The sequence below is a fragment of the Aeromonas dhakensis genome (assembly GCF_000820305.1).
GTDB lineage: Bacteria > Pseudomonadota > Gammaproteobacteria > Enterobacterales > Aeromonadaceae > Aeromonas > Aeromonas dhakensis.
In genome coordinates this window covers 96134-121716 of sequence record NZ_CDBH01000025.1, presented here as the reverse complement: position 1 = coordinate 121716, position 25583 = coordinate 96134, and the positions used below count along the sequence as shown (strand labels likewise).

Genomic DNA, 25583 nt, shown 5'->3' with positions numbered 1-25583 from the left:
CCATGAACCACAGTGTGCGCAAGTTGGCGGCGGGAGCTACCCGCCTCTACCGTTTCCCGTCGTTGGGACAGAGTGGAGAAGAGGCACAGAGCCAGCAGGAACAATTCGAATTCGGTTATCAGCAGGGGTTGGAACAAGGCCACGACGAAGGCTATCAGTCAGGATACCAGCAGGGCCTGACCAGCGGTCTGGTGGAAGGGGAAGCGAAGGGGCTGCAACAAGGGCAAACTCGCGGGTTTGCCCAGGGGCTGGCGGAAGGGCGAGCCTCTTTCGATCAGGCCATGGTGCCGTTTGCCAAATTGCAGGCGCAGTGGGAGTCCCTGACCCGCAGTCGAATGCAGGAACAGAAGGAACTGGTTGCCCAGCTGGTTGCCCAGGTGGCAAAGCGGGTGATCCAGGCCGAATTTACGCTCAATCCGCAACAGGTACTCAAACAGGTAGAACAGGCATTGGCGAGCCTGCCTGCCACCTCGGAAGAGCTGGTGATCTATCTCAGCGAAGGGGATCGGCAGCGACTGGCAGAGCAGGGGGTGACTCGCTGCGAGGGGTGGCCATTGCAGGTGGACCCGGCACTGGGCATAGGCGATGCACGCCTGGAGACCCGAGCGGCGGTCATAGAGGTCAACACGAGCGAACGTCTTGCCGCCTGTATGGAGCAGCTCAACAGCACACTGGAACTGCCCCAGGATGCATGAGGCCCTGCAACAGGCGCTCACATCGGCGCTAGACAGCTTTGACGATGTCCCCGGCTTTCGCCGCTATGGTCGGCTGGTGAGGGTAACAGGGTTGACGCTGGAGGTGGTGGGCTGCCAGCTGGTGATGGGTCAGCGTTGCCGGGTCGATACTGCGACAGGCACGCCATTGCTGGCTGAAGTGGTGGGCTTCAACCGTGATGTCTCCTATCTGATGCCGTTGCAACCGATGGGTGGTCTCTATGCCGGTGCCCGGGTGCTGCCCATCGACGGGGAAGAGACGATTCGGGTCGGTGAACACCTGCTGGGTCGAGTCGTAGATGGTCTGCTGCAGCCACTGGATGGCCGGCCGCTGCGCGATGAGGGAGAGCATGTGGCGCTGTTCTGTTCCCCTCCGAACCCCTTGCTGCGTACACCGGTTCGAGAGCCGCTGGATGTCGGTATCCGCGCCATCAATGGCCTGCTGACCGTCGGCAAGGGACAGCGGCTGGGCCTGTTTGCGGGCTCAGGGGTCGGCAAGAGTATGCTGCTCGGCATGATGACCCGCAATACCACAGCCCAGATAGTCGTCGTCGGCCTGATTGGTGAGCGGGGACGGGAGGTGCGCGAGTTCATTGAGCACAGCCTGGGGGTGGAGGGGCTGGCTCGCGCCGTGGTGATAGCGGCGCCAGCAGATCAGTCACCGCTGATGCGGCTGCGGGCGGCTCAGCTGTGCCACCGTATCGCCGAGTACTTTCGTGAGCAGGGGCAGGATGTGTTGCTGTTGATGGACTCCCTGACCCGCTATGCCCAGGCCCAGCGTGAAATAGCCCTGGCAATAGGGGAACCGCCCGCGACTCGAGGTTATCCGCCCTCGGTATTCAGCATGCTGACCCAGCTGGTGGAGCGAGCCGGTAATGGTACGCACCCGGATGGCTCTCTGAGCGCCTTCTATACGGTGCTGGCTGAGGGGGATGATCAGCAGGATCCCGTGGTGGATTCGGCCCGCGCCATTCTGGATGGTCACATAGTGTTGACCCGCAGACTGGCGGAGGAAGGTCACTATCCTGCCATCGACATTGGTGCCTCGGTCAGCCGGGTAATGCCGCAAGTGGTGCCTGCCGAGTGGCAGCAACTGGCCGTCACGCTACGGCAACTGTGGGGCCGTTATCAGCAGGTGCGTGAGCTGTTGCCGCTAGGTGGTTATCAGCCTGGCGCCGATCCCCAGATGGATGAAGCCGTGCAGCGTTATCCAGCCATCGCCGCCTTCCTGCAGCAAGGTATCCACGAAGAGACCCCCCTCGCCCAGGTCACCACCGGGCTCCGACAAGTGCTCGGAAGGCAATAAGGGGCTACCGTGCTGAAGTCTTATCTTGGTTTGCAGCAGGATGCGCTGGAAAACATGGGCAAGGAGCGCCAACGACTGCGGGAAGATGCCATGCGTGAAGAGCAGCGGGCATTGCGGTTGCAGGAGGTCATTGGCTCATTGCACAGTGGTTCGGCAACGTTTCACCCCCTGTTGTGGCAGAACAAGCATCAGATGGATGGTCAGTTGCGGCGACTGCTGGCCCATCAAATACAGCAGTCTGCTCTGGCCAGACTCGATCTGGAGCGACACGAGGGAGAGGTGCTCAAACAGTTTGGGCGGGTCAAAGGGCTGGAGCTGTTGCTGGATAAACGTGAACAGGCACTGCAGCGGCAGCTGGAGTCGAGCGATCAACGCCAGCTGGATGAGCTGGCCAGTCTGCGGCATCGCATGATGAAAGGGGAGTAGGGATTAATCCGGCAAGCGTTCCTGCTGCCCATAAGCGGGTTCCTGACCCAGCAGCGTATTGATGGTTTCTATCTGGCCGGCCAGCAAGCGGCCGTTGAGCTCGTTCTGACGCAGACATTGCTGCAACAGCTGTTCCAGCTTCAGCCACTGTTTGGCAACCTTGTGCTGCAGGTTGGCGGGCAGTTTTTCGATGAGTGCCGCCATCCCCTTTTCATTAGGCTTAAATCCCAGCGCCAGCAGATGCTGGCAGCGTTGTTGCGCCTGTTGCTGCACCTGCATCATCAGTTGTGTTTGCTGCTGATTATGTTCAGCCAGCGCGTCGACGTCGTGAGCGGCCAGCAGACTGTGCTGACGCAGCAGCAGTTGTTGCAGGGCGACATAGCGGGTGCCGTCTTGCTGAATGCCCAGGATCAGCTCTTTGACCCTCTGCTTGGCGTCCATGCTCATCGACGATGCATGTCCAGAATGGCCTGACCCAGTGCATCCATGTCGAGTTCTAGCTTGCCCTCGCTGATGGCCTGTCGGATCCGGTTGACCTTGTCCATGTCCACGTCGGAAGTCGTAGCCAGCTCGGCCCTCGCCTGATTCACGAACTGGGCCGTGGTGCTGATCTGGGCATCAGCCTGGCTGGCGCGTGGTTGCGACGGCGTGGATGGCGCTTCCTGCTTGCGTTGCAGCGGGGCCTGAACATAGAGCGGGTCGGTGCGTGTGATCTTCATAACGTCAATTCCTGATGGTCTATCTATGACAAGCGACCCAAGGTCGATGTAACTTAAATCAAACCCGTGCTTTGAATTAAAAACGGGTTTCAACTTCCCCCTTGTCGATCACCCAGGCCTGGATTTCCTTGCCCGAACTCAGATTTTTCACTCGAATTCCGTCGCCGATGGCCCCGTTGGCCAGTGCCCGTCCTCGCATCGTGGCGGAAAATCCATCCTGGCCAGCCCGGATCAACACACCTTCACCTTCTCGTATGGCCCAGGCTTTCTGCAAATCCAATTCGCCGATCAGCTGACCCATTCGCAGGTTGCGGTTGCTTTTGCTGCCCACCAGAGACTCTGAGGAGGGTACAAAGCCACGTTGCAACCGGCTGACCTCAAGCGATTTTTCGATCAGATCGCCGGGCCGGATGACATGGCCTCTTGGCAGCTCCTGAGCCGTCACCCAGACCGGCAGCATCAGTGTCACCTCGACCCTGGCCCTGATCTGCCAGGCCGGGTCGACGCACTCTGCCAGATAGGGTCGCCGTCCCCAGGGCTGACGGTACTGACCGCCGGCCTGCAGGCGGATAGGCTGCGAACAGTCCGGCAGATGGGCGACTGCAGGGGAGATCCAGACCTGATATTCCGCTTCGGGCGCTGGCCAGCCCTGCTGCTGCAGATAGGCATGCAGGGCCTGGCTGGCATCCTCCTGCAACAGTGCTTCGAGCTGCCGGGTCAGGGCGGTCGGCTCGGCCAGCAGTGGCCATGACAGCAGCCACAGGGCCAGCAGGTTGCTTCGCTTCCATACGGGAAACAGTGCTTCCCCTTTTATCCGTGTTATCAGCCACTGTTGACGCTGTAACCAGCGGAAATAAAGGTTCTTCATGGTTGGCATGAGTCTTGATAAAGAGTGCACCGGTCTGACTGATTCATAGAAGGATGAAGCATGAGTATCTCATTTGACAGCGCTTTGGGTGTACACCCTTATGCCCTCGATGTGCGGGCGGATCGGGCGCGTATCCTGGCAGGCAACCTGGCCAATGTAGATACCCCAGGTTATCTGGCCCGGGATGTCGATTATAAGACGATTCTGGGGCGTGTCGCGCAGCAAGTTGCAGCGGGAGACGAGAGTGCCGCCATTGCACAGGGCAGCATGGCCAATGAGATGCAGCATCCTCTCTATCGCATTCCCTATCAGGTATCGATGGATGGCAATACCGCCGAACTCAGCGTCGAGCAGAGCAAGTTTGCCAACAATGCCACTGATTTCCAGACCAGTCTCACCTTTCTGAATATGAAAATTACCGGGATCGCCAAGGCGATCGAGGGCCGCTGATCATGTCGTTCAATCGCATCTATGACATTGCCGGTAGTGCAATGCGAGCACAAACCGTTCGTCTGGACACCGTCGCCTCCAACCTGGCGAACGTGGACAGTGCTGCGGGCAGTGAAGAGGCTGCCTTCCGTGCCATCAAGCCGGTGTTTTCCACCCTCTATCAGCGGGTGCAGGATGCCGAGTCGCTGGGATCGGCCCAGGTGCAGATTGCCGGCATAGTGCAATCAGATCGTCAGGTCGAGAAGCGTCTTGAGCCCACCAACCCCCTGGCTGATCAGGACGGCTTTGTCTACTACTCCAACGTCAACGCGGTGGAGGAGATGGCCGACATGATGAGTGCCTCCCGTGGTTTTGAAACCTCCGTCGAGGTGATCAACCGTATCAACAGCATGCAGCAGGGTCTGTTGCGCCTGGGTCAGGGAGTGTAAGTCATGAGCCTGCCTCAGGTAAGCAGTCTGGATACGGCCCGCAGCACCAGCCAGCGCAACACGACACCGGACATTGCCCCCAATAACACGGCTGCCGGCCAGAACGCCCAGAGCGATATGCAGTTGCGTAACGAATTCCTGCAGATGATGGTTGCCCAGATCCAGAACCAGGATCCCACCAATCCCTTGGATGGTGCCCAGTATGTTACCCAGCTGGCCCAGTTCAGCATGGTAGAAGGGGTGGAAAGCCTGAAGGTCTTGCAGCAGAAGTCCATCAACATGATGGATACCCAGCAGGTACTGCAGAGCACTGACCTGATCGACAAGGAAGTGATGGTTCCGAGCAAGACACTGACCAAGAGCGACGAAAAAGCGATCCGGGGGCAGGTGGAGCTGGCCGGTGCCGCCGATCAGGTTGAACTCAAGGTGTATGACAAGCACGGCACCCTGGTTGCGACCAAAAACTGGGGTGAGAGCAAGGCCGGTGGCCTTGATTATGAACTGCCCCCTTTGCCTGCCGGTGAATACAGCTTCGAGGTCAAAGCCTCGCTCCAAGGTGTGGCGACCACGACCAAGAATTATGTGGCCAGCACCGTAGAGCGGGTCACCCTGCCTGGTACAGGCGAAATCATGTTACAGGTGGCCGGAGTGGGCGATGTGCCTCTCTTCAGTGCCATCCAGTTTGGCAAATCGGCGTAATCAGATAGGAGCGAAACTGTGTCTTTCAGTATCGGATTGAGCGGCCTGCGCGCCGTAAACCAGGAATTGAGTGTCATCAGCAACAACGTTGCCAACGCCAGCACGGCCGGCTTCAAGTCCAGCCGTGCCGAGTTTGCCGCCATTTATGGCGGTGGTCAGGCTGGTGGTGTAGAGATGAACAACGTTTCCCAGAATTTTGACCGCAATGGTGACGTGACCCGTACCGGCCGTGGGCTGGATCTGGCGATCTCGGGCAGCGGCTTCTTTGTGCTCAAGGACAGCAACGGCCAGACCTCTTATACCCGGGCAGGCATGTTTCAGCGGGATCCCAACAATTACCTGACCACCGCCAGCGGTACCCGGCTGCAAGGTTACACCACCAATGATGCGGGCGAACTGCAGTCCGGTGTGGTGGGGGACATTCAAGTCAAGGCCGGCAGCCTGCCTGCCAAACCGTCCGACAAGCTGGAGTTCGTTGCCAACCTCAAGGCCGATGCTGGTGTGATCGACCAGACGGCCCATCCGTTCGATCCTGACAAGTCGGCCAGCTTCAGCTATTCCCAGTCCAGCAAGGTGTATGACTCGCTGGGGGTTGAGCACACAGTCACCCAGTATTTCGTCAAGACGGCCGACAACACCTGGCAGGTCAACTATGCCTTCAATGGCACCAAGACCGGCACCCCTGTGACGCTGGAGTTCAACACCAACGGTACCCTGAAGTCTCCGACGACCTCCCCGGTCCTGGACCTGACCCCGCCCGGTGCTGAAAAGATCTCCCTGCAGGTCGATATCGCCCGTGTCAGCCAGTACGCCTCCGATTTCAACGCCACGCGCAACCAGTCAAATGGGTATACCGCCGGTGATCTGACCGGGGTGCGGGTGGATGCCGATGGTGGTGTCTATGCCACTTTTACCAACGGTCAGAGCCTGTTGCAGGGCCAGGTGGTGATGGCGAACTTCACCAACCCCAACGGTCTGCTGCAAACCAACAATACCACCTGGCAGCAATCGTTCAGCTCTGGCCAGCCGGTATTGGGCGCTCCTGGCACGGGGACCATGGGGTCATTGACCGCAGGGGCTTATGAGGGGTCCAACGTGGATCTGACCGGGGAGCTGGTGAGCCTGATGACTTCTCAGCGCAACTATCAGGCCAACGCCAAGACCATCAGCTCCGCTGACAAGATGACCCAGGTTCTCTTCAACTCCTTCTAAGGCTTGATGCGTGGAAAAGCTTATCTATACCGCCATGTCGGGGGCACAGCATACCCTGATGGCCCAGCAAATCCGGGCAAACAACCTGGCCAACGTCAACACGGCCGGCTTTCGGGCCGACTTCGAGCGCGTGTCGGCCTATGCCCTGGCCGGTGATGGCTACCCAAGCCGGGTGATGGCCCGCGAGGAGCTGGCTGGTACCGACTTCAAGGCGGGAGCCCTTATGCAGACGGGCCGCAAGCTGGATGTGGCGATCCGCGGTGAAGGCTTTATCACGGTCCAGACCGCCGATGGCAAAGAGGCCTATACCCGAGCTGGCAATCTGGAGAGCGATGCCGATGGTCTGCTCACGCTCAATGGTCGTCCGGTACTGGGGGAAGGCGGGGAAATGGTACTTCCTGCCTATCGGGATCTGAGTTTTGGCAAGGACGGTTCGCTCAGTATCACACCGCCCGGCGGCGGTGCCCGGCTGGATGTAGGGCGTCTCAAGCTGGTGAACCCGGACCCAGCCGAACTGGTCAAGGGGCCGGATGGTCTCTTCCGGTTACGCCAGGGTGGGGATGCCGAGGCCAGCGAGCAGGTGGTACTAGCGTCCGGCTTTCTGGAAGGGGCGAACGTGAATGCAGTCGACGAGCTGATCAGCAGCATGTCGCTGACCCGCAACTTCGAGCTGCAGGTCAAATTGATGAAAACGGCGGACGATCAGGCTCGGCAAGGTGCCCGGCTGATATCCGGCCAGGGTTGATGAATGGCGGGCTTGCCGCCCGCCACGGCCAATTCGCATTGCGGGGGCGTTGACGCCCCCATGAATCAGGTGGAGAGACGAAGATGCACGCGGCACTTTGGGTAAGTAAAACCGGTCTGTCGGCGCAAGATGCCAAGATGGCCAGCATTTCCAACAACTTGGCTAACGTCAACACGGTCGGGTTCAAGCGCGATCGAGTTGCTTTTGAAGATCTGTTCTATCAGGTGCAACGCCAGCCCGGGGCCCAGCAGGATCAACAGAACTTGTCTCCCATCGGCATCCAGATGGGTAACGGTGTTCGTGTGGTCGGTACCCAGAAAGTGTTCACTCCCGGTCAGTTCCAGAACACCAACCAAGAACTGGACATGGCAGTTGTGGGGGCCGGTTTCTTCGGGGTGGAACGCCCTGACGGCGAGACCGCCTATACCCGCAATGGTCAGTGGCATCGCAACGCCGAAGGCCTGCTGGTCAACTCCGATGGTTTGCCCATGCTGCCGCAGATCCAGATCCCGGACAATGCGACCAAGGTGTCCATCGGCACCGACGGAACCGTGAGTGCGACCTTGCCGGGCCAACAGGAAAATGTGGAGCTGGGCCGCATCACCCTGACCAACTTTGCCAACCCTGCCGGCCTGGAAGCGCTCGGTGGCAACCTCTATCGAGCGACCGGTGCTTCCGGTGAAGCGATTGAGGGAGTACCCGGTGAAGAGGCGATGGGGGCCATCAAGCAGTTCACCCTGGAGAGCTCCAACGTCAACGTGGTGGAAGAAATGGTCGACATGATCACCACCCAGCGGGCTTATGAGATGAATGCCAAGGTTGTCTCGTCGGCTGACCAGATGCTCAAGTTCGTCACTCAAGCGCTGTGATGATGAAGACGATGTTGCGTTATCTGTGGGCAGTCCTGTTATTGGGCGGCTGCGCCACCTATGAACTGAAGGCTCCCGAACCAGGTGATGAGAAATGGGCGCCTTCACGCCCCATGCTATCGGCCTCGGCCAAGGGGGAGGATGGTAGTCTTTATCGCGATGATTACATGATGACCCTGTTTCAGGATCGCAGAGCTTACCGTATCGGCGACATCCTCACCGTTGTATTGGAAGAGCGTACCCAGTCGAGCAAAAAAGCCAACACCAGCATGAGCAAGAACAGCAGCATGAACGTGCCGGCCCCGAGTATCGGCGGCAAGGTGCGCTCTGACTGGGGGGCTTCTCTTAGCGCAGACCGGGACTTTGATGGCGGGGCGACTTCCAGCCAGCAGAATACCTTGGCGGGCTCGATCACGGTGACGGTGGCCGAGGTAATGCCGAACGGGGTGCTGGGGATCCGCGGCGAGAAGTGGATCCGCCTCAACCAGGGCGATGAGTACATCCGGTTGGGCGGCATGGTGCGGGTTGAGGATATCGATCAGAGCAACCGAATCTCGTCCCAGCGCATCGCCGATGCCCGCATTACCTACGCCGGGCGTGGTGCTCTGGCTGACAGCAACCAGATGGGATGGCTGAGCCGTTTCTTCAGTTCCGCCTTCGCTCCCTTTTGAGGTCTCACATGAACAGATGGTTTATCGCCCTGCTTTGCCTCTGCCTGCCCTGGTGGGCCAATGCCGCGGCACCGGCCAAGCGGGCCTTGCTGGATATTGCCGATGTACAGGGGATGCGGGCCAACCAGCTGGTTGGCTACGGACTGGTGGTGGGCTTGTCCGGTACGGGTGACAAGAGCCAGGTCAAGTTCACTGGCCAGTCAATGGCAAACATGCTCAAGCAGTTCGGTGTTCAACTGCCGGATGACATCGATCCAAAACTCAAGAACGTTGCTGCCGTCTCGGTTCAAGCAAACCTGCCTGCTTTGGCTGGCAAGGGACAGATGGTGGATGTGACTGTCACCTCTATCGGAGATGCTAAGAGCCTGCGCGGCGGTTCGTTGTTGTTGACGCCACTGCGCGGCATCGATGGTGAGGTGTATGCTGTTGCCCAAGGGAATCTGGTGGTGGCAGGGGTCAAGGCCGAGGGACAGTCTGGCTCGTCAGTAACCATCAATGTGCCGACCGCAGGGATCATTCCCAACGGCGCCATCATAGAGCGCGAAGTGGCCAGCAACTTTGCGGAAAAGCCTGAAGTGACGCTCAATCTGCACCAGCCCAATTTCAAGACCGCCCGCAATGTGGAGCGGGAGATCAACCGTCAGCTGGGGCCGGTTGCCAGAGCGGTCAGTGCGGGGCGGATCCAGGTGGCGGCACCCAAGGACGAGAGCCAACGGATCTCGTTCATGGCGCTGCTGCAGGACATTCAGGTCGACATGGGCAAGGAGCGGCCTCGAGTCGTTTTCAACAGCCGGACCGGAACCGTGGTTATGGGCCAAGGAGTCAAGGTTCACAAAGCAGCGGTCAGTCATGGTAGTTTGACGGTGACCATTGGCGAGAGTCAGACGGTCAGTCAGCCCAATGCCTTCTCCAATGGGCAGACCACAACGACCCCCAACTCGAAGATCCAGGTGGATCGGGAACGAAACAATATGTTTGTCTGGCCGGATGGCACCTCACTGGAGGTGATCGTCAAGGCAGTCAACTCGCTCGGGGCAACCCCCGATGATGTCATGGCCATCCTACAAGCACTCGATGAGGCTGGTGCCCTCGAGGGAGAGCTGGTGGTCATCTAAGGATCTCTATGACCAGAATAACTTCGGAACCTGGGTTTTATCAGGATCTCAACGAACTGCAGCAGATAAAGAGCAACCCGGATCAGCGTGCCGCACTGGATGCGGCCGCCGGCCAATTTGAAGTGAGCTTTCTGCAAACCGTACTCAAGCACATGCGCTCAGCCTCCGATGCGATGCAGGATGAGGATGACAAGCTCATCAAGGGCCAGGAGCTCTATCGCGACATGTATGACAGCCAGCTGGCGATGAGCATGGTCAAGCGCGGCGGCATCGGGTTGAAAGAGCAGATGGTCAGCCAATTGGCGCCGACATTAAAGAATGCCGAATCGATGGTCGCTTCAGAACAGCAGACCCTGGCTGCCTTCAGTCAGCCTCTGAATTCGGCAAAAATGAGGAAAGTTGACTGATGTCGCTGCTCAATATCGGTTTTAGCGGACTTAACTCGGCCCAGATCGCGTTAAATATCACCGCCCAGAATATCGCCAACGTCAATACCATCGGCTATAGCCGCCAGGAAGCCATGATGGGCAGCCTGTCCGGTTTTGGCCGGCTGGATAATGGCCAGGGGGTAGAGGTAACCGGTGTTCGCAGGATCACGGATGACTATCTGGTCTCCCAACATTGGCGCAGCCGCTCTGCGACCGGCGCCTCTTACTCTTTCCATCAATACATCAATACCACCGAACAACTGCTGGGCAGCGAGTCGATGAACATCGCCAAGGGGCTGGACAGTTTCTTCGCCTCTCTGAGTGCAGCGCTCGACAGCCCGGAAACGCCGGCTCAGCGCAGCCAGATCGTCAGCTCGGCGGGGGCGCTGGCCAACCGCTTTGGCCAATTGAACGAAAGCATGCTGACCCAGGAGAAGCAGATCGATGATCAGCTCAACAGCACCGTTTCTCAGGTCAATAGCTATCTCAAGCAGGTTGCCGAGCTGAACATCCAGATCAGCGAGCAGGCCTCCAAGGGCGTCAATACCTCGGTGCTGGAAGACAGTCGCGAGCAGATCGTACGTGAACTGTCGACCTTCATGGAAGTCCGGGTCAATCGGCAAAGTGACGGTTCGTTCTCACTGAGTCTGCCTCAGGGTCAGCCGCTGGTGCTGGCCGGCAGCAGTAGTACACTCTCGCTGGCGGGCGACAAGCTCAGTTTGAGCTTCGGTCCGCAATCGTTCGATATTCCCAAGCTGCATGGCGGTAGCCTGGCGGGGGTTATGGAATATCGGACGACAGTTCTGCGTCCGCTGCGTGACGAGCTCAACCAGATCGCGAAAAAACTGGCGGATGATTTCAATGCCAAGCAGGGTGGGGGGGTCGACTTGCATGGTAATCCGGGCAAGCCGCTCTTCACCTACGATCCCCTCAACCCGTCCGGCACGCTGAAGATTGCCGATGGCTTCATTGGCGATGACCTCGCCTTTGCCAAGGCCGGCGGCGGCAGCGGTGACAACCGCAATCTGCAGGATCTGTTGACCATCAAGGATGATCAATATGATGCCTATAGTGCCTTGCTGGGCCGGATGGCGGTACAAAGTGGTCAGGCCAAGGCCACCATGACGGCGGATGCCAATATGGAAAAGCAGCTGGCCACCAAGCTGAGCAGCGTCAGTGGGGTCAACACGGATGAGGAAGGGATCAAGATCATGGCCTACACCAAGGCGTATCAGGCCAACGCCAAGGTGATCAGCACTTCGGAGCAACTTTTCACCTCCATCCTGAACATGTTCTAACGGAGCGATCATGCGCATCAGTACCAACCAGATTCAACTCAGCATGCTCGACAACCTGCAGTATGGTTTCGGTGAATATGCCCGCCTCGATCGTCAGATCTCCACCAACAAGCGCATTCTGCAACCCTCGGATGATCCGGTAGGGAGTGTGCGCCTGCTCGGTCTGAAAAAAGAGCAAGTGGCCATGGAGCAGTATCAGAAGAACATTGCCAATGCCAAAAGTCAGCTCTCTCAAGGGGAGATCCAGCTCGATACCATGACCAACATGCTGAGTCGATTGCGCGATCTGACCCAGACTGCAGCCAATGGCTCCCTTTCGGAAGATGATCGTCGGGCAGTCTCCAGCGAGTTGACCATCATCAAAGATGGTTTGTTGGATCTCGCCAATGCCCGTAACGAGAGTGGATCCACTTTGTTCAGTGGCAGCCAGGTAGATAAGACCGCCATAGTGAAAGCCCCTGGTGGTAATTATGTCTATCAGGGAGATAATCTGGTGCGCGAGGTCAGTATTGCCAAGGGAGTCACGGTGGAGCTTAATCAGACAGCCGACAAGCTGTTTATCCAGAACGGGGATTTCTTCAAGCAGTTAGATGACATGGTGGCCGCTTTCGACAGCGGTGCTGCGGACTCTGCCGATCAGGCCAGGGCCATGCTGGATCGCAGTCTGACCCTGCAAGACGACATCAGCCAGATGGTCAGCACCATTGGTGCCCGCATCAATCTGCTCGATCAGGTGGATGAAGGGCATGCGGAGAAGAGTGTCTATAGCAAGGAAGTGAGTAATCAGATAGAGTCCCTCGACTATGCCAGTGCCGTCACCCAGCAGGCCCATGTGCTGATGGCTTTGCAAGTGCAACAGCAGGCCTTTGCCAAGGTCAATGGCCTGAGCCTCTTCAATTACATGCCATAAATCCAGTTTCAGGGAGCCATGATGCAGATTCAACAAACCCGTTTGGGTGGCGTGGCTGAAACGCCAGCCCAGCCCAGACTGCGCGGGCGCGTGACTGCTCAGAGTGCGTCCCAGCCAACCAGCAAAACGGAACGTCATCCCAATATTGTCCGGCTGGATCGCTGGGCCCTGATCGGTACGGCGCAGCAGCGGATCGCCCACGCTCAGGGGGGAGAACAGGCACTGAGCCAGATCTGGGGTGAATTGAAGCGTCTCGAACAGCAGCTTGGCCAAAATCGTGCTGCGAGCGGCGATCTGGTATCACGCTTAAAGTTGCTGGAAGAGAAGCTGACCCAGCCCCAAGCCCCGCTGACCACAGAGTTGAAGCCCCGTTTGCTGGCATCAGCAGGGGAGAGCCGGGTGAGTTATGGCTCGGAGCGGCTCGACCTGCTGAGCCCCAAGGCGAGTGCCGAGCGCCTGATCTTTTCCTTCCCACAGACCAGCAGTGCCGTCGAAGTGATGTTGCCTGCCGGATCCAGTGAAGCGGAAGTGGTTACCCGGCTGGATCGGGCTCTGCGTAAAGAACATATTCAGGTCCGAATGAATGAGCTGGGCAAGCTCGAATTGACTGTACCTGAGCTGCATCGACGCAAACTGGATGAACCGGTTCTGCTCAGCGGTGAGGGGATCCGGATCCCGGCCGGCAATCCCGTTCCGGTGCAGTTCAAACCTAAGTCAGGGCAGTTAACCCAGTTGGGGGAAGGCATCGAAAAGGGAGAGTTCAAGCAGGAGCAACAGCGCCTGAAGCGCTTGTTGGGTGAGATTGAGCAATCCGTTCGCGAGTTGAAACAGTTTCGCCAGCGCATGGTCAGGCAGCTTGACCGGGTCAAGGCGCGTAGCCAGAACCTCAAGCAGGAAGAGCTTGAACAGTTGCAAGGCAAGCTCAGCCAGCAGCTCAAGGATGGTGGCTTCATGGGCACCATGGCTGGTCTGCTGGCCCAGGCCAATGTATCGCGCCAGAACGTGGTGGCCCTGCTGACCTGAGGCCGGAAGAGGTGAGCGAATTGAGAAACCGCCAGCACTTTGCTGGCGGTTTTTATTTCAAGGCTTGAGGAGGGCGTAGAGGCTCAGATCCGACGCAAAACCAGACTCACTCAATCCCTGTTCTATGGTCTTGATAAAGCCAGCATTGTGTTGGCGTATGGTGTGATAGCTGTAGAACAAGTTGATGACGTCCTGTTCCTCCAGCTCTTTCTCCATGGCCAGCAGGCACAGATAGCTGCGCAGCAGGAAGAAATCGATGACCAGCAACTGATAGGCTTGGGCCGGGGTGTTCTGCTGTTGCGGAAAGTTATGGTGATACACGTAGTAGAGCAGGTAGTTGTTCATGATCTGGGGACGAGCCGACAGGAAGGGTGATACCTTTTCATACCAGGCCTGCTGCAGTCGTGAGAGTTTCGTCTCGTCATAGACCCCTTCCAGCAGGCGGTTGATATTGTCAAGACAGCCTTGCATGGTCTGCCGTCCACGCCTTCCCTGTGAGTAGGCCAGCAATTGATGAGTTATGGTTCGCAACCCCCACCACTGCAATCGCGGCAAGACCGGCAATTGTTCGAACATGGTGAGGAGTTCTCCCCGCTCGGCCAGCACGGCCACCTGATCCAGGAAGGCTTCGTGTGACAGCTGTGCGGGATCCCGATGGATCAGCATGCCGATGAGCCACAGCCGTATCTCGACGGGAACCTCCGTAGCGGCCAACACATGGATGCTCAGGCTGTGCAGAGTCGCCATGGCGGTAGATGGTGGAGATACGAACGGCAGACGTTGCTCCAGCTCGGTGACCTCAGTCTGCATTGCCATGGGATCAAGCAATAACTGCCGGCTGACCTCGGGGCATGAGAGCATCAGGGATTTCCTGACCTGATTGCCGATGCGTGAGTGGGATCTTGGATAGGTTTTGCAGGTATGGCTCAGCGCCTCGGCACCGGCCTTGCTGTGGATCTGGCAAAGACGGTTCTCATCAAGGAAGGGGCAGGCTCCCTGCTCGTCAAGCTGGATCTCTCCCCAATGTTCATTGCTCTGTTTGACCTTGCGGATATGCAATTTGCTGAGGGACTGGACTGTGGGGTCCGGGTGTCTCTCATAGTTTCTAAAGGTCAATTTGTCGATGCTGATGGTCCAGCTATGACAGCAGTTGTCCTCGCAGCGATCTCCGATGCACTGGAAATGTTTAACAAAGTGAGGGGTATAGAGAGAGGCTGCCATGTCGCTGTCCGGTAAAGAGAGGTGCTGTGATAAAAGCAATAACCATGCCGAATACTCTCACTCTGTTACAGAGATCGTGGACTATGCAGGGGAGAAGGAAGTGAAAAAAAATATGCGTCAAGCTGTCTACATTTCTGCGAGAAAGAGGTCGCCTATATCTGATGTCAACCTAACAGGCTGCAGTGCAGCGTCATATCGAGGAATACATCATGGGCTTGTCCATCCATACCAACTTCGCTTCTCTGACCACTCAGAGCCAGCTCAATACCACCAACAAGATGCTGGGCACTGCCATGCAGCGTCTGGGCACCGGTCTGCGCATCAACTCTGCAGCCGATGACGCTGCCGGTCTGCAGATGGCCACTCGTCTGCAATCACAGTCCAGCGGCCAGAAAGTCGGCATGCGCAACTCCCAGGATGCCATTTCCATGATGCAGACCGGTGAAGGTGCCATGGACGAAATGAGCAATATCGTTCAGCGCATGAAGGATCTGGCTACCCAGTCTGCGAACGGCACCAGCACCGCTGAAGACCGCAAGGCCATGGATGCCGAGTTCACCGAGCTGCGCGCCGAGCTGGACAACATCACCAATAACACCACCTTCGGCGGACAAGAACTGCTCAAGACCGGCAAGGGTTTCCAGGAAGATGTGACCTTCCAAATCGGCGGTACCGGTGCCGAGAAACTGGAGCTGAAAAAGACTGGTACCCTGGCCAAAGCGCTGGCAGAAGTTGTAGGCACTGGCAAGGGCACTGACGGTGCCGCCGTCAAGGTAGGTATCGGCGATCAGGCCAAGGCTACCGCTTCCATGGCCGAACTGGACACTTTCTCCCAGAAGATCGGTGAGTCCCGTTCTGCTTTCGGTGCCAACATCAACCGCCTGGAACATACCGTCAACAACCTCTCCAACATGAAAGAGAACACCGATCTGGCGAACGGCCGCATCATGGATGCCGACTTCGCCCAGGAGAGCACCAACATGACCAAGAACCAGATGTTGATGCAGGCCGGCATGTCCGTGCTGTCCAACTCCAATCAGATGACCGGTATGGTGACTTCCCTGCTGCGTTAATCGAGGTGGCACTCATCCCATCTCTGGATGAGTGCCTTCTTCCCTCTGTTCTTCTCCCTTCTTTCCGCTTTTCCGCATATTTTCCCGCTCTCCATTCAAGTCTTGGCCGATTCCTGTCGCTTCTTATTCCTATAAGGGTTACCTGCTGCATCGCAGCTTTTTTGAGGAGTAAATCATGGGTTTGTCCATTCACACCAATTTCGCTTCCCTGACCACTCAGAGCCAGTTGAATTCCACCAACAAGATGCTGAGCACTGCCATGCAACGTCTGGGCACCGGTCTGCGCATCAACTCCGCCGCCGATGACGCCGCCGGTCTGCAGATGGCTACCCGCCTGCAATCCCAGTCCAGCGGCCAGAAAGTAGGCATGCGCAACTCTCAGGATGCCATCTCAATGATGCAGACTGGTGAAGGCGCCATGGATGAGATGAGCAATATCGTTCAGCGAATGAAGGATCTGGCTACTCAGTCTGCGAACGGCACCAGCACCGCTGACGATCGCAAGGCGATGAATGCCGAGTTCAGCGAACTGCGCGCTGAGCTGGACAACATCACCAACAACACCACCTTCGGTGGTCAGACTCTGTTGGCCAAGGATCAAGGTTTCCAGAAGGCCGTGACCTTCCAGATCGGTGGCACTGCTGCCGAGAAACTGGAACTGAAGGATGATGGTGCCCTGGCCACCGCCCTCAAGGGGGTGATTGCCGATGACAAGGGGACCAAGGGTACTGCCGTCGCCGCCGGCATCGATGATCAGGCCAAGGCCACCGCCGCCATGGCTGAGCTGGATACCTTCTCCAAGGGGATCGGCGAGGCGCGTTCCGCCTTCGGTGCCAACATCAACCGTCTGGAGCACACGGTCAACAACCTCTCCAACATGAAAGAGAACACCGATCTGGCGAACGGCCGCATCATGGATGCCGACTTCGCTCAGGAGAGCACCAACATGACCAAGAACCAGATGCTGATGCAGGCTGGCATGTCCGTGCTGTCCAACTCCAACCAGATGACTGGCATGGTGACTTCCCTGCTGCGTTAATGTGTTGCCTGGCCACCTCGAGAGGGGTGGCTTTGTTCTTGTTTGTGCGTTGGAAAGCACCGACTCGGTTTTTTCCAACGGGCATGCCACCGATAAGTTAATAGGGATGTGATGATGCAAGTAGATCCGGCCAGCATGGCAATGAAACTGGTAGCCATAGAGCGCCAGAACATGGACAAGTTGCTGAAGAAGCAGTTGGACAGTGTCAAGGGACAGCAGAGTGCTATCAGCACGCTAACCACCAAGCTGTCGACTTTCCAGACCATGCTGAAGGATTTGAACAAGGCGAGCAACCTGCAAGCCCAGAAGGCCACCATGTCTCAAGACGGGGTCATGACGGTCACCAGCAACGGTAAGGCCAGCTCGGGTCAATACAACTTCTTCGTGGAACAGCTGGCCCAGTCTCATCAGGTGGGTCTGCAGCTCGACAGCGACACCACTCCACTGCCGACCGACGGTGTCTTATCCCTGACGGTCAAGGGCAAGGCTATCGACATCGATCTGGCGACCCTGCCAGCAGGCTCTACCGCCAAGGATTTGGTCTCTCATATCAACAATGCCAAGGACAACCCAGGTGTGAAGGCGACCCTGGTGCGAACCGATGGCAAGGTCAGCATGGTGCTGACCAGCAAGGAGAGCGGGGTGGAGAATGCTATCACTCTGGGCTATAGCGGAGATGCCAGCAATGCTCTGGGAACGGCTGTTGCCGGCAAGACTGATATCACTCAAGCACAGGACGCCAAGCTGCGTATGGGAGGGGACAATCCCCTGACCATCACCTCCGCCAGCAACAAGATCGAGAACGTCGTCGACGGTCTGACCTTCCAGCTGACCAAGGCCCAGAAGGTGGGAGATGCCCCTCTGATGGTGACCATAGATCAGGACAAAGAGGCTGTGACTGGGTCCCTCAAGAAGTTTGTCGATAGCTATAACGAGCTGATCGATGAGCTGGCCAAGATGACTTCCAGCGACCCCAAGGCGCCGGGTGCCCTTTCGTCTGATAGCGGAGTGCGCAGTCTCAAGAGCGCTCTGTCTCGCAGTGTGCGGGATCTGCCGGATGGGCTCAGTCTCAGCAGTCTCGGCATTAAGACCGATAAGACGGGCAAGCTCTCCTTCAACGAAACCGACTTCAACAAGGCGCTGGAGAAGGATCCTGAACTGCTCGGCAAGGCACTGATGGGCGATGATGGCTTGCTCAAGCGGATGAGTAATTCGCTCGATCCTTACACCAAGCGAGACGGTGCTCTCAAAGGCCGCAAGACCGGTCTTGAGGCGACCGAGAAGCGGGTGAACGAGCGGATGGAGGCATTGGACCGTCGCATGGAATCCGCGTATAAGCGCTACCTCAATCAGTTCACCACCATGAACCAGATGATGCAGACCATGGGTGCTATCTAAACCGGCACGTTTCCTGCTATTTGCAGCATCTTATCCGGAACAAGCGAGTTGTACATGTTTGAAGATCAAGATGGCTACGATGCCTACCAATTCGCAGCTACCCAGGCCAAGGCGGCGAGTGCGGACCCACATCAGCTGGTGCTGATGTTGATGGACGGGTTACTCGATGAAATGGCCCGCGCGGAAGGCCATATTCTGGCCAGGCAGTTTGAGCGCAAAGGGCAAGCTATCAACAAATGCCTGCAGATCCTGGGTGGACTGGACAGTGCATTGGATATGGAGAAAGGCGGGGAGCTTGCTGTCAACCTGCATCGTCTCTACGACTACTGTGGTCAGCGCCTGTTTGAAATCAGTGTGTCAAACGATGTGGCTGGGTTCGCCGAAGTGCGCCGAATTCTGCTGGAACTGAAGGAAGGTTGGGAAGCGATGGCGCGTCATCCTCGCTAATGCGGAAGTGATGCTTCCTTCTTTTCCCGGCCTGATCCCTGGCCATTCTCATGAATTCCTGAATTTCTCAGCTGGCCTGCTCCTTGCTTGCTGGCAAGGTCATTTTAATTGGGGGCCATCACCATGTCGGTAACCGGAACTAAGCAACTTACTGCAGAGCATGAGACTCGCCAGCGCCAGCTGCTGGGGTTGGGACGCCTGATATTGCAGCAGGCCCGAGCCGGCCAGTGGGATGCCGTTCGTTTGGCTGATAGTCGATTGTCCCAGTTCATCCAGCACATGCTGGGGCAGCCAGAATTATGGGCCGCCATGCAACCTGCCAGGGATCAGGTGCGATCCTGGCAGCAGGAGGCTCTGCTGCTCTGTCAGCAAGAAACGGCCTTGCGTAAACGGGAATGGCAGGTGCTGTCCCAGAAGCGGGAAGGGTTGCAAGCTTATGGCGAGGTTCAGGAATGGGCATGATTCACTTCCCCGGCCTTGATGGCGTGGCTGCGCTTGATTCCGCAGGATTCAGTCGTCTTTCCCGGCAGCTTGATGGTCAGGGGGACACATACCAACCGCTGGACCTGCCATTCATGGAAGAGCTGGTGGCAATACCTTTACCAACTGAAACTATCGATGAAAAAGGTCCGAGTGTGACTGATGAGCCGCGAGATGATGCTGCCGAACAGTTGGATTCTTTTAACAATCTGCCCCCCGTTTTCCTGTTGTCCGATGATGCTTCGCGACTGTCGATGCTACGCCAGGCCCAGCCGGTAGTCGTGACGACTGATGACTGCGGGGGGGCGGTCCGACAAGACGGCTCATCAGCCGCCTCGGCAGTATTACGAGCCCTGTCAACCTATGGTCGTTCTGACTACAACCGAGTAGTTGAGGAGGCCGTAGGTTCTCAACATGAAAATAGAATGCTTGTATCCAGCACGGATATTTCCAGCCGTATGGGCGCTCAGATTGCTACAGCGGTAATGGAGCCGGTGCTGCGAGACAAGGTTATGGCCAGCATGCAGTCCCAGCTTGCGGTTGACGGTGCCGGTGAACCTGAATCCACCGTTGCCGACTTGAAAGGTGTGTTCAGCAATCTGGCGACTGCGGTGGCACCCAAACAGGCAGAATATCAATGGGCCCCCGTCAAGTTGGCTGACAATCCCGTTCAATGGGGACAACAACTGCTCGATGTGTTGAAAGACAAGGTTGAGTTGCAGGTCAATCAGCAGGTCAAGCAGGCCCATATCCGGCTTGATCCCCCCGAACTGGGTCGGCTCGAATTGACCGTGCGTCTGGAGGGGGATCGTCTCAATGTCCAGCTCAACGCAACCAATCCTGCGGTGCGTGAGGCACTGATCCAGTCGATGGAGCGCCTACGGATGAGCCTGTCTCCCCATCATGCGGGGGGAGTCGAAGTCAACGTGGGCCAGGGTGGTGAGAGAGAGCAGCAGGATAAATGGCAACAGCAGCAGATCATGGCTGGACGACGACAGTGGCAGGAAGAATTCGAGCCAAGCGATGGCAATGGACGAGACTGGCTGAATACCCTGGTTTGATTTTTATTATCCGGCAATTACGAGAGTGATTTCATATTATGCGGCGAGTCGTTAAGTGGTTGATGATGGGCGTGATGGCACTGTGCCTGTTGGCTGTGCTGGCTTATGGGGCCTATCTGAAGCGAGATCTGGTTGCCGTGTGGCTGGGATTGGCTGAGCCAAAACCCGAGCTCAGTACTACTCCGCTGTTCAAGCCGATGGAGCGCTTTGTCATTAGTCTGGAAGGTGGTGTGGAATCCCATTATCTCGTGCTTGAGCTGGCATTGGTGACCCACAATCCGGCTCAGCTCAACTCGCTCAATGAACTGACGCCACTGATCCGCAATGCGATGGTGCAATATTTCAGTCACCGCACCCATGAGGATGTCAAAAAGGAGCTTCAGAACATCACTGCATTGCAAAGCTCTTTGTTGGGCAAGCTGGTCACCACGCTGCAGAGCTATGGCTACAAGACCTATCTGGATGAGGTGTTGATTACCAAGGTCCTGGTTCAGTAGCGACGTCATGATGGATATCGACTGGGATAGCCCGCAAGAATTTGTTTCCTCTCCCCCCCGCACGGGCGAACAGGCCATTCTGACCCGTTATCTGCCACTGGTTAAACGGGCTGCCAGCCATTTGCGCAGTCAGGTTTCCGCCTGCTTCGACCAGGAAGACATGGAACAGGTGGGCATGATGGGTCTGCTGGAAGCTTGGCGTCGTTACGACAGTGAGCCGGATGCCCAGTTCGAAAGCTACGCCTTCAAGCGGATCCGTGGGGCCATGCTGGATGAACTGCGTCGCCTGGATTGGCGCCCCCGTCAGTTGCGTCAGCAGGTGCATAGCCACAATCAAACCCAGCGAGAGTTACACAACCGGCTTGGACGTCCTCCGTCGGAGCTGGAACTGGCCACCGCATTGGAGTGCACCATTGAAGAAGTGCGCCAACTGGCTTATGCCAGCCAGGCCGAGGCCCTTCAGAGCCTGGAAGAGTGGTTGGAAAATGGTGGCAAGGCTCCGACCACGGAATCCGATGATGTCGACATGGCTATGACCATCAGCAAGGTGCTGACCTCGCTGGACAAGCGCGAGCAGCTGCTGCTCTCCCTCTACTATCAGCAAGAACTGAACATGAAAGAGATTGCCCTGGTGCTGGGGCTGACGGAATCTCGGGTTTGTCAGTTGCACAAGCAGTGTGTTCTACAGCTCAAGCAACGTTTGGTCGACTCCATATACTAACGCCTCACCACTAGTGGTGAGGCTCATTGAATTCTGCGGGAGCATTCATGCAAAAACAGATAGGCCTCGGCGTCATTTTCATTTGTGTGCTGGGCGGTTTCATGATGGCGGGCGGCAACCCCGTTGCTTTGTGGCAACCAGCCGAGTTGATCATCATCATTGGGGCCGCGGCAGGCTCCATGTTCCTGGGTAATTCGAAGGAGGTGATGCACGAGATGTGGCGGCAGATGAAACAATGCTTCAAATCCAACAAGGAGGAGAAGGAGGTTTATCGCGAGTTGCTGACACTGATGCATCAATTGCTGGAAGAGACCCGCAACAAGGGTATGAAGGCACTGGACGAGCATATCGAGAACCCGCAGCAGAGTTCGGTCTTCCTGATGTATCCACAGATTTCGGAAGATCCGCAGTTACTGGGTTTCATCATCGACAACTTGCGTTTGCTGGGCATGGGCAAGATCACCCCGCATGAACTGGATACCGTGCTGGAGCAGGAGATCATGGCGATCGAGGAAGACATGCTCAAGCCGGCACATGCTCTGCACAAGACCGGAGAAGCCTGCCCTGGGTTTGGTATCCTGGCGGCCGTGATGGGGATCATCATCACCATGCAGCAGTTGGATGGCCCTCTGAGCAATATCGGAGTGCATGTTGCTGCCGCACTGGTCGGCACCTTTATCGGTATCTTCCTCTGTTACTGCCTGCTGGAGCCCATCAGCAATGCCATGGAAGAGATGGTCAAGCGCCGGATCGGGCTGCTGATGTGCATCAAATCCATCCTGATTGCCCAGCTACGTGGCAAGACGCCGCTGATTTCCGTCGATTCAGGTCGCAAGATGCTGGAGCCTGACGTGAAGCCCAGTTTCCTTGAACTGGAAGACTGGGTAACGAACAGGGCCATGTAATGCGTAATCACGAGCAGATCATCATCAAGCGCCAGCAGCGGCGCAGCAGCGGCCCCAAAGGAGGAGGGGCCTGGAAAGTCGCCTTTGCCGATTTTACTTTGGCGATGATGGCATTTTTCATGGTGCTATGGATCCTGGCTGTCTCCAGCCAGGAGGAGCGAGAAGTCGTCGCCAGCCGCTTGCGTGATTACAGCATCATGGACAGTGAGGCCAACCCGTTCGACATCAGCAATAGTCCTTATCCGGTAGATCTGGGTGGCAACCCTTCTGTACTGGAGGAGCTAAGCCCTAAATTTGTGGAGCAGGGGCAGCGCATGCCGAGACATATGCAGCGAGATCGCAGCATCTTTTCTGATGGCGTCAGTGGTGGGTATGAGAGCCTGCTGGCCGGCAAGATTGAAGGGGAAGCCCAGATGAAGCAGCTGGCCGGCTTCATTGGTTCTCTGGCCGAGCAGATGCAGGCCAAAAATAATCTGGAGTTGCAGCTGGTACCGCAGGGCTTGCGGATCCTGATCCGTGATGATGACGATCGGGAGATGTACAGCCGGGGTAGTGCCCGTATCAGCCCTTTCTTCCGGCACATGCTGATGGCATTGGCACCGATTTTTCAACGGGTTGAAAACCGCATCATGATCTCGGGCCATACCGACAGCACCCCCTTTGCCGGGGACAACTACAGCAACTGGGAGCTCTCCTCGGATCGAGCCATGATGGCTAGACGTGTCTTGCTGGCGGGTGGCATGCCTCCGGAACGAGTGGGACAGGTGGTGGCCATGTCGGATACCATGCTGGAAAACACCGCCGATCCTCGGGGCAGCCAGAACCGTCGAATCGAGCTGTTGATCATGACCAGTCAGGCAGAAAAAAATCTGGAACAGTTGTTCAGTGCACAAACGCAAGCGGCCGTGAAACAGGCCAAGGATGAAACGTCTCATGAACAACCTTGAAGCAGGGCCATCAATATCGACCGAATTCAATGATCCCCGGCGCAAGCTACCCCGCTGGTATCTACATGATGGCACTACGCCCCTGGAGTCACAGAGCTGTGGTATTGCAGCAAGGTTGCTGGTATCGGGTTTGTTGTTTGACAAGAGTATCGGCAGAGCCGTGATCAAGGACATTGGTCCCGGTGGGGTAGGTTTTCTTGCGCCGGCCCGTTTTGTCTTGCCCGAAATAGTTGCCTTATCGCTCTCGCCACGAATTGTGCTTGATTGCCACATCACCCATCGTCGCCCCATCGGACAGTATCTGAGTTTTTATGGTGCCCGCTGGTCGGAGCCCGAGTCAGTCGATTTATCACCGGTATTGAGTCACTGGCGACACTGTTTCATGGTACCAGAGGCGGGCGTTTCGTCTCCAATCCCAGTGGATCCTGCAACGCCTCCAGCCTGACCGAACCCTTGCTCATATCCAGCCCTCTTGCTGCCTGCAGCAGCAGAGGGTCGTGCAAACCTTCCAGCGACACTGCCTTGTAAAACACCTGCTTACTGTTTTGGTGTGTCGGTGCAGGAGAACCTCCCCGGCTGTAGACGATGGGACAGTTGGTGACCCCGGGGGCATCGGGAAGCTGCCATGCCGGATTCCAGCGGCTTGCTTCATTCATCGTGACCCCCTTTGCCATGGCCCATTGCAACAGGGAACAACTGCCAGGGTGTATGGCAACCTGAATATTTTCCCCTGCTTGCCAGGAGGGTAGGGTGATCTGGTGCTGTTCCGACCGGTCAAGCAACTGTGCCAAGGCAATAAAGCGCGCCACATACAGGCGTGTTTCCATAGGCAGTTGCAGCTCCCATATATTTCGGGTGCCTGCATCGAGTACCGCTTTCAAGACTCTCCCTTCTCCTGCGTTATAGGCTGCCAGTGCCAGCAGCCAGTCCTGGCCGAAAAACTGATGAAGCCAGCCGAGATAGGAGAGAGCAGCATCGGTAGCAAGCGGTAGCGAATAGCGCCCATCAAAGCCCGGTTGCATAGGAATGGAAAAGCGTGCAGCTGTATCGGGCATCAGTTGCCAGGGGCCAGCAGCGCCTGCTGCCGATATCACATCTAGCCGATAACTGCTCTCTATCAGTGGTAAAAAGGCCAGCATACGGGGCAACTTGCGAGCGCTGACCTGATCTGCAACCCAGCGGATCATGGGCTGGGACTGTGTCAGTCGTCTTTGCAGGTGATCGCGTTGCTTCAACAGAAACTGTGTTTGCTGAGTGACCAGTTCGGCTCCTTTTCCCTGAATTGGGGTAGGAAAACCAGCCTGCCAGTGATAGTTATGATAAGAATAACAATAGGGAGAGGTCAGTAATAGAACGCTAACTAGCCAACCGAGAGAGCGACTCATGATATGAGGGGGAGGCAAATAGCATTAGAGAATAAAAACATGATGTATCTCAACAGTTTTCGATAATTTTTGTCGACTGTTCATGTGGAATCCAGGACGTGATAAGCATGATAGCACGAGTAAAAAAGACCCCAAAAGCGGGCAAGGCACTCCAGAAGTTTCTACTGTATTTGATTCTCGCCAATTTTGTATTGATGGGGCTTTATGTCATGCATGCCGGGGAACTGGCATTTGGCGTCAATATCCTGCTGACCTTCCTGCTGATTATCTACAATCTTCTGCTTTGCCAGTTGGTATGCCTGCGAGCTCGCCGGGCTGGTGACGGTTATATCATCTACCCCGTGGTTGGGGTCAGCATCATCCTGTGTACCGTGGTACTCTATCGCTTCATTATTTCCCCCTGATTAGAGCGGTCTTCATACTGGCCGTTAATTAATCAATAGTGCCTTCTCGTAAATAAGTTGTGGAAAATCAACTCATTTAATCCCCGCTGCGAAAATGCTGCGTCAATATGTTCCCCATGCCCGAG

General features: G+C 56.8%; 31 protein-coding genes. 26 read left to right on the top strand and 5 right to left on the bottom strand.

Annotation, left to right across the window (positions count from 1 at the left end):
* Positions 1–2 precede the first annotated feature (2 nt).
* From lfiH to lfiJ, 3 genes are read left to right on the top strand one after another with little or no spacing between them, the layout of a single operon-like run.
* Positions 3–695 (top strand): lateral flagellar assembly protein FliH, encoded by a 693-nt coding sequence (gene lfiH / locus BN1143_RS05065; RefSeq protein WP_017788256.1) that lies wholly within the window; start codon positions 3–5, stop codon positions 693–695.
* A complete protein-coding gene (lfiI, locus tag BN1143_RS05060; protein ID WP_042049863.1) occupies positions 688–2019 on the top strand; it encodes a lateral flagellar FliI-like assembly ATPase LfiI in 1332 nt (443 codons plus the stop codon). The genes lfiH and lfiI overlap by 8 nt, the downstream gene beginning before the upstream one ends.
* Positions 2020–2028: 9 nt before the next feature.
* On the top strand, positions 2029–2445 hold the full coding sequence (gene lfiJ / locus BN1143_RS05055; RefSeq protein WP_026142042.1) for a lateral flagellar protein LfiJ: 417 nt from the start codon (positions 2029–2031) through the stop codon (positions 2443–2445).
* Between the two features lie 3 nt (positions 2446–2448).
* On the opposite strand, the gene lfgN is transcribed toward lfiJ, so the two are convergent.
* The 3 genes from lfgN to lfgA form a co-directional block, all read right to left on the bottom strand.
* On the bottom strand, positions 2449–2892 hold the full coding sequence (gene lfgN / locus BN1143_RS05050) for a lateral flagellar protein LfgN (protein WP_042049862.1): 444 nt from the start codon (positions 2890–2892) through the stop codon (positions 2449–2451).
* Positions 2889–3164, bottom strand: a complete 276-nt coding sequence (gene flgM, locus BN1143_RS05045; RefSeq protein WP_042049861.1) for a flagellar biosynthesis anti-sigma factor FlgM — start codon at positions 3162–3164, stop codon at positions 2889–2891. The genes lfgN and flgM overlap by 4 nt, the downstream gene beginning before the upstream one ends.
* 76 nt (positions 3165–3240) lie before the next feature.
* Positions 3241–4041, bottom strand: a complete 801-nt coding sequence (lfgA, locus tag BN1143_RS05040; protein ID WP_197069842.1) for a lateral flagellar basal body P-ring formation protein LfgA — start codon at positions 4039–4041, stop codon at positions 3241–3243.
* A gap of 51 nt (positions 4042–4092) precedes the next feature.
* On the opposite strand from lfgA, the gene lfgB reads away from it, so the two are divergent.
* The 12 genes from lfgB (at position 4093) to BN1143_RS04980 (ending at position 13880) form a co-directional block, all read left to right on the top strand.
* Entirely contained in the window at positions 4093–4482 is a 390-nt protein-coding gene (gene lfgB, locus BN1143_RS05035) for a lateral flagellar basal body rod protein LfgB (protein ID WP_042049859.1), read from the top strand.
* Positions 4483–4484: 2 nt separating this feature from the next.
* Positions 4485–4910 carry a lateral flagellar basal body rod protein FlgCL gene (flgCL, locus tag BN1143_RS05030; RefSeq protein ID WP_017409402.1) on the top strand — a complete coding sequence of 142 codons (426 nt, stop codon included), beginning with the start codon at positions 4485–4487 and terminating at the stop codon, positions 4908–4910.
* A 3-nt stretch (positions 4911–4913) separates the two neighbouring features.
* On the top strand, positions 4914–5609 hold the full coding sequence (locus tag BN1143_RS05025; RefSeq protein WP_042049858.1) for a flagellar hook assembly protein FlgD: 696 nt from the start codon (positions 4914–4916) through the stop codon (positions 5607–5609).
* An 18-nt stretch (positions 5610–5627) separates the two neighbouring features.
* Positions 5628–6821 carry a lateral flagellar hook protein FlgEL gene (gene flgEL / locus BN1143_RS05020; RefSeq protein ID WP_005305795.1) on the top strand — a complete coding sequence of 398 codons (1194 nt, stop codon included), beginning with the start codon at positions 5628–5630 and terminating at the stop codon, positions 6819–6821.
* A gap of 10 nt (positions 6822–6831) precedes the next feature.
* Entirely contained in the window at positions 6832–7566 is a 735-nt protein-coding gene (gene lfgF / locus BN1143_RS05015) for a lateral flagellar basal-body rod protein LfgF (protein ID WP_017409405.1), read from the top strand.
* Between the two features lie 83 nt (positions 7567–7649).
* A complete protein-coding gene (gene lfgG / locus BN1143_RS05010; protein ID WP_005305789.1) occupies positions 7650–8435 on the top strand; it encodes a lateral flagellar basal-body rod protein LfgG in 786 nt (261 codons plus the stop codon).
* Positions 8435–9106, top strand: coding sequence for a flagellar basal body L-ring protein FlgH (gene flgH, locus BN1143_RS05005; RefSeq protein WP_042049857.1), 672 nt, complete (start codon positions 8435–8437; stop codon positions 9104–9106). The genes lfgG and flgH overlap by 1 nt, the downstream gene beginning before the upstream one ends.
* 8 nt (positions 9107–9114) lie before the next feature.
* Positions 9115–10221 carry a lateral flagellar basal body P-ring FlgIL gene (gene fgIL, locus BN1143_RS05000; protein ID WP_005305784.1) on the top strand — a complete coding sequence of 369 codons (1107 nt, stop codon included), beginning with the start codon at positions 9115–9117 and terminating at the stop codon, positions 10219–10221.
* An 8-nt stretch (positions 10222–10229) separates the two neighbouring features.
* A complete protein-coding gene (locus tag BN1143_RS04995; RefSeq protein WP_039213946.1) occupies positions 10230–10628 on the top strand; it encodes a rod-binding protein in 399 nt (132 codons plus the stop codon).
* Complete coding sequence (lfgK, locus tag BN1143_RS04990) at positions 10628–11947, top strand: lateral flagellar hook-associated protein LfgK (RefSeq protein ID WP_042049856.1); 1320 nt, start codon at positions 10628–10630, stop codon at positions 11945–11947. Before BN1143_RS04995 ends, lfgK begins: the two co-directional genes overlap by 1 nt.
* A gap of 10 nt (positions 11948–11957) precedes the next feature.
* Positions 11958–12857, top strand: coding sequence for a lateral flagellar hook-associated protein LfgL (gene lfgL, locus BN1143_RS04985; RefSeq protein WP_042049855.1), 900 nt, complete (start codon positions 11958–11960; stop codon positions 12855–12857).
* 21 nt (positions 12858–12878) lie between these two features.
* Complete coding sequence (locus BN1143_RS04980) at positions 12879–13880, top strand: kinetochore Spc7 family protein (protein WP_042049854.1); 1002 nt, start codon at positions 12879–12881, stop codon at positions 13878–13880.
* A 57-nt stretch (positions 13881–13937) separates the two neighbouring features.
* On the opposite strand, the gene fliB is transcribed toward BN1143_RS04980, so the two are convergent.
* Positions 13938–15101 (bottom strand): flagellin lysine-N-methylase, encoded by a 1164-nt coding sequence (fliB, locus tag BN1143_RS04975; RefSeq protein WP_197069841.1) that lies wholly within the window; start codon positions 15099–15101, stop codon positions 13938–13940.
* 209 nt (positions 15102–15310) lie between these two features.
* On the opposite strand from fliB, the gene lafA (BN1143_RS04965) reads away from it, so the two are divergent.
* From lafA (BN1143_RS04965) to lafU, 10 genes are all read left to right on the top strand, one after another.
* Positions 15311–16174: a lateral flagellin LafA gene (lafA, locus tag BN1143_RS04965; protein WP_005305766.1), complete on the top strand. Its 864-nt coding sequence runs from the start codon at positions 15311–15313 to the stop codon at positions 16172–16174.
* A 175-nt stretch (positions 16175–16349) separates the two neighbouring features.
* Complete coding sequence (lafA, locus tag BN1143_RS04960) at positions 16350–17213, top strand: lateral flagellin LafA (protein ID WP_005305763.1); 864 nt, start codon at positions 16350–16352, stop codon at positions 17211–17213.
* 114 nt (positions 17214–17327) lie between these two features.
* The gene (gene lafB, locus BN1143_RS04955) at positions 17328–18611 is read left to right on the top strand and encodes a lateral flagellar capping protein LafB (RefSeq protein ID WP_042049852.1); all 1284 of its coding nucleotides are present in this window, start codon (positions 17328–17330) and stop codon (positions 18609–18611) included.
* Positions 18612–18665: 54 nt separating this feature from the next.
* Entirely contained in the window at positions 18666–19058 is a 393-nt protein-coding gene (lafC, locus tag BN1143_RS04950) for a lateral flagellar export chaperone LafC (RefSeq protein WP_042049888.1), read from the top strand.
* A gap of 123 nt (positions 19059–19181) precedes the next feature.
* Entirely contained in the window at positions 19182–19520 is a 339-nt protein-coding gene (locus tag BN1143_RS04945) for a hypothetical protein (protein WP_042049887.1), read from the top strand.
* Complete coding sequence (gene lafE / locus BN1143_RS04940) at positions 19517–20599, top strand: lateral flagellar hook-length control protein LafE (protein WP_082038436.1); 1083 nt, start codon at positions 19517–19519, stop codon at positions 20597–20599. Before BN1143_RS04945 ends, lafE begins: the two co-directional genes overlap by 4 nt.
* Positions 20600–20637: 38 nt before the next feature.
* Positions 20638–21096, top strand: a complete 459-nt coding sequence (gene lafF, locus BN1143_RS04935) for a lateral flagellar basal body-associated protein LafF (RefSeq protein ID WP_042049850.1) — start codon at positions 20638–20640, stop codon at positions 21094–21096.
* 7 nt (positions 21097–21103) lie between these two features.
* The gene (lafS, locus tag BN1143_RS04930) at positions 21104–21817 is read left to right on the top strand and encodes a lateral flagellar system RNA polymerase sigma factor LafS (RefSeq protein ID WP_005305744.1); all 714 of its coding nucleotides are present in this window, start codon (positions 21104–21106) and stop codon (positions 21815–21817) included.
* A gap of 47 nt (positions 21818–21864) precedes the next feature.
* On the top strand, positions 21865–22722 hold the full coding sequence (gene lafT, locus BN1143_RS04925; RefSeq protein ID WP_005305741.1) for a lateral flagellar motor stator protein LafT: 858 nt from the start codon (positions 21865–21867) through the stop codon (positions 22720–22722).
* Entirely contained in the window at positions 22722–23669 is a 948-nt protein-coding gene (gene lafU, locus BN1143_RS04920) for a lateral flagellar motor protein LafU (protein WP_042049849.1), read from the top strand. Before lafT ends, lafU begins: the two co-directional genes overlap by 1 nt.
* A gap of 380 nt (positions 23670–24049) precedes the next feature.
* On the opposite strand, the gene BN1143_RS04915 is transcribed toward lafU, so the two are convergent.
* Positions 24050–24904 (bottom strand): lytic transglycosylase domain-containing protein, encoded by an 855-nt coding sequence (locus tag BN1143_RS04915; RefSeq protein ID WP_042049848.1) that lies wholly within the window; start codon positions 24902–24904, stop codon positions 24050–24052.
* A gap of 257 nt (positions 24905–25161) precedes the next feature.
* Between BN1143_RS04915 and BN1143_RS04910 the strand changes: the two genes are divergently transcribed.
* A complete protein-coding gene (locus tag BN1143_RS04910) occupies positions 25162–25458 on the top strand; it encodes a hypothetical protein (protein ID WP_005305733.1) in 297 nt (98 codons plus the stop codon).
* The last annotated feature ends 125 nt before the right edge of the window (positions 25459–25583 follow it).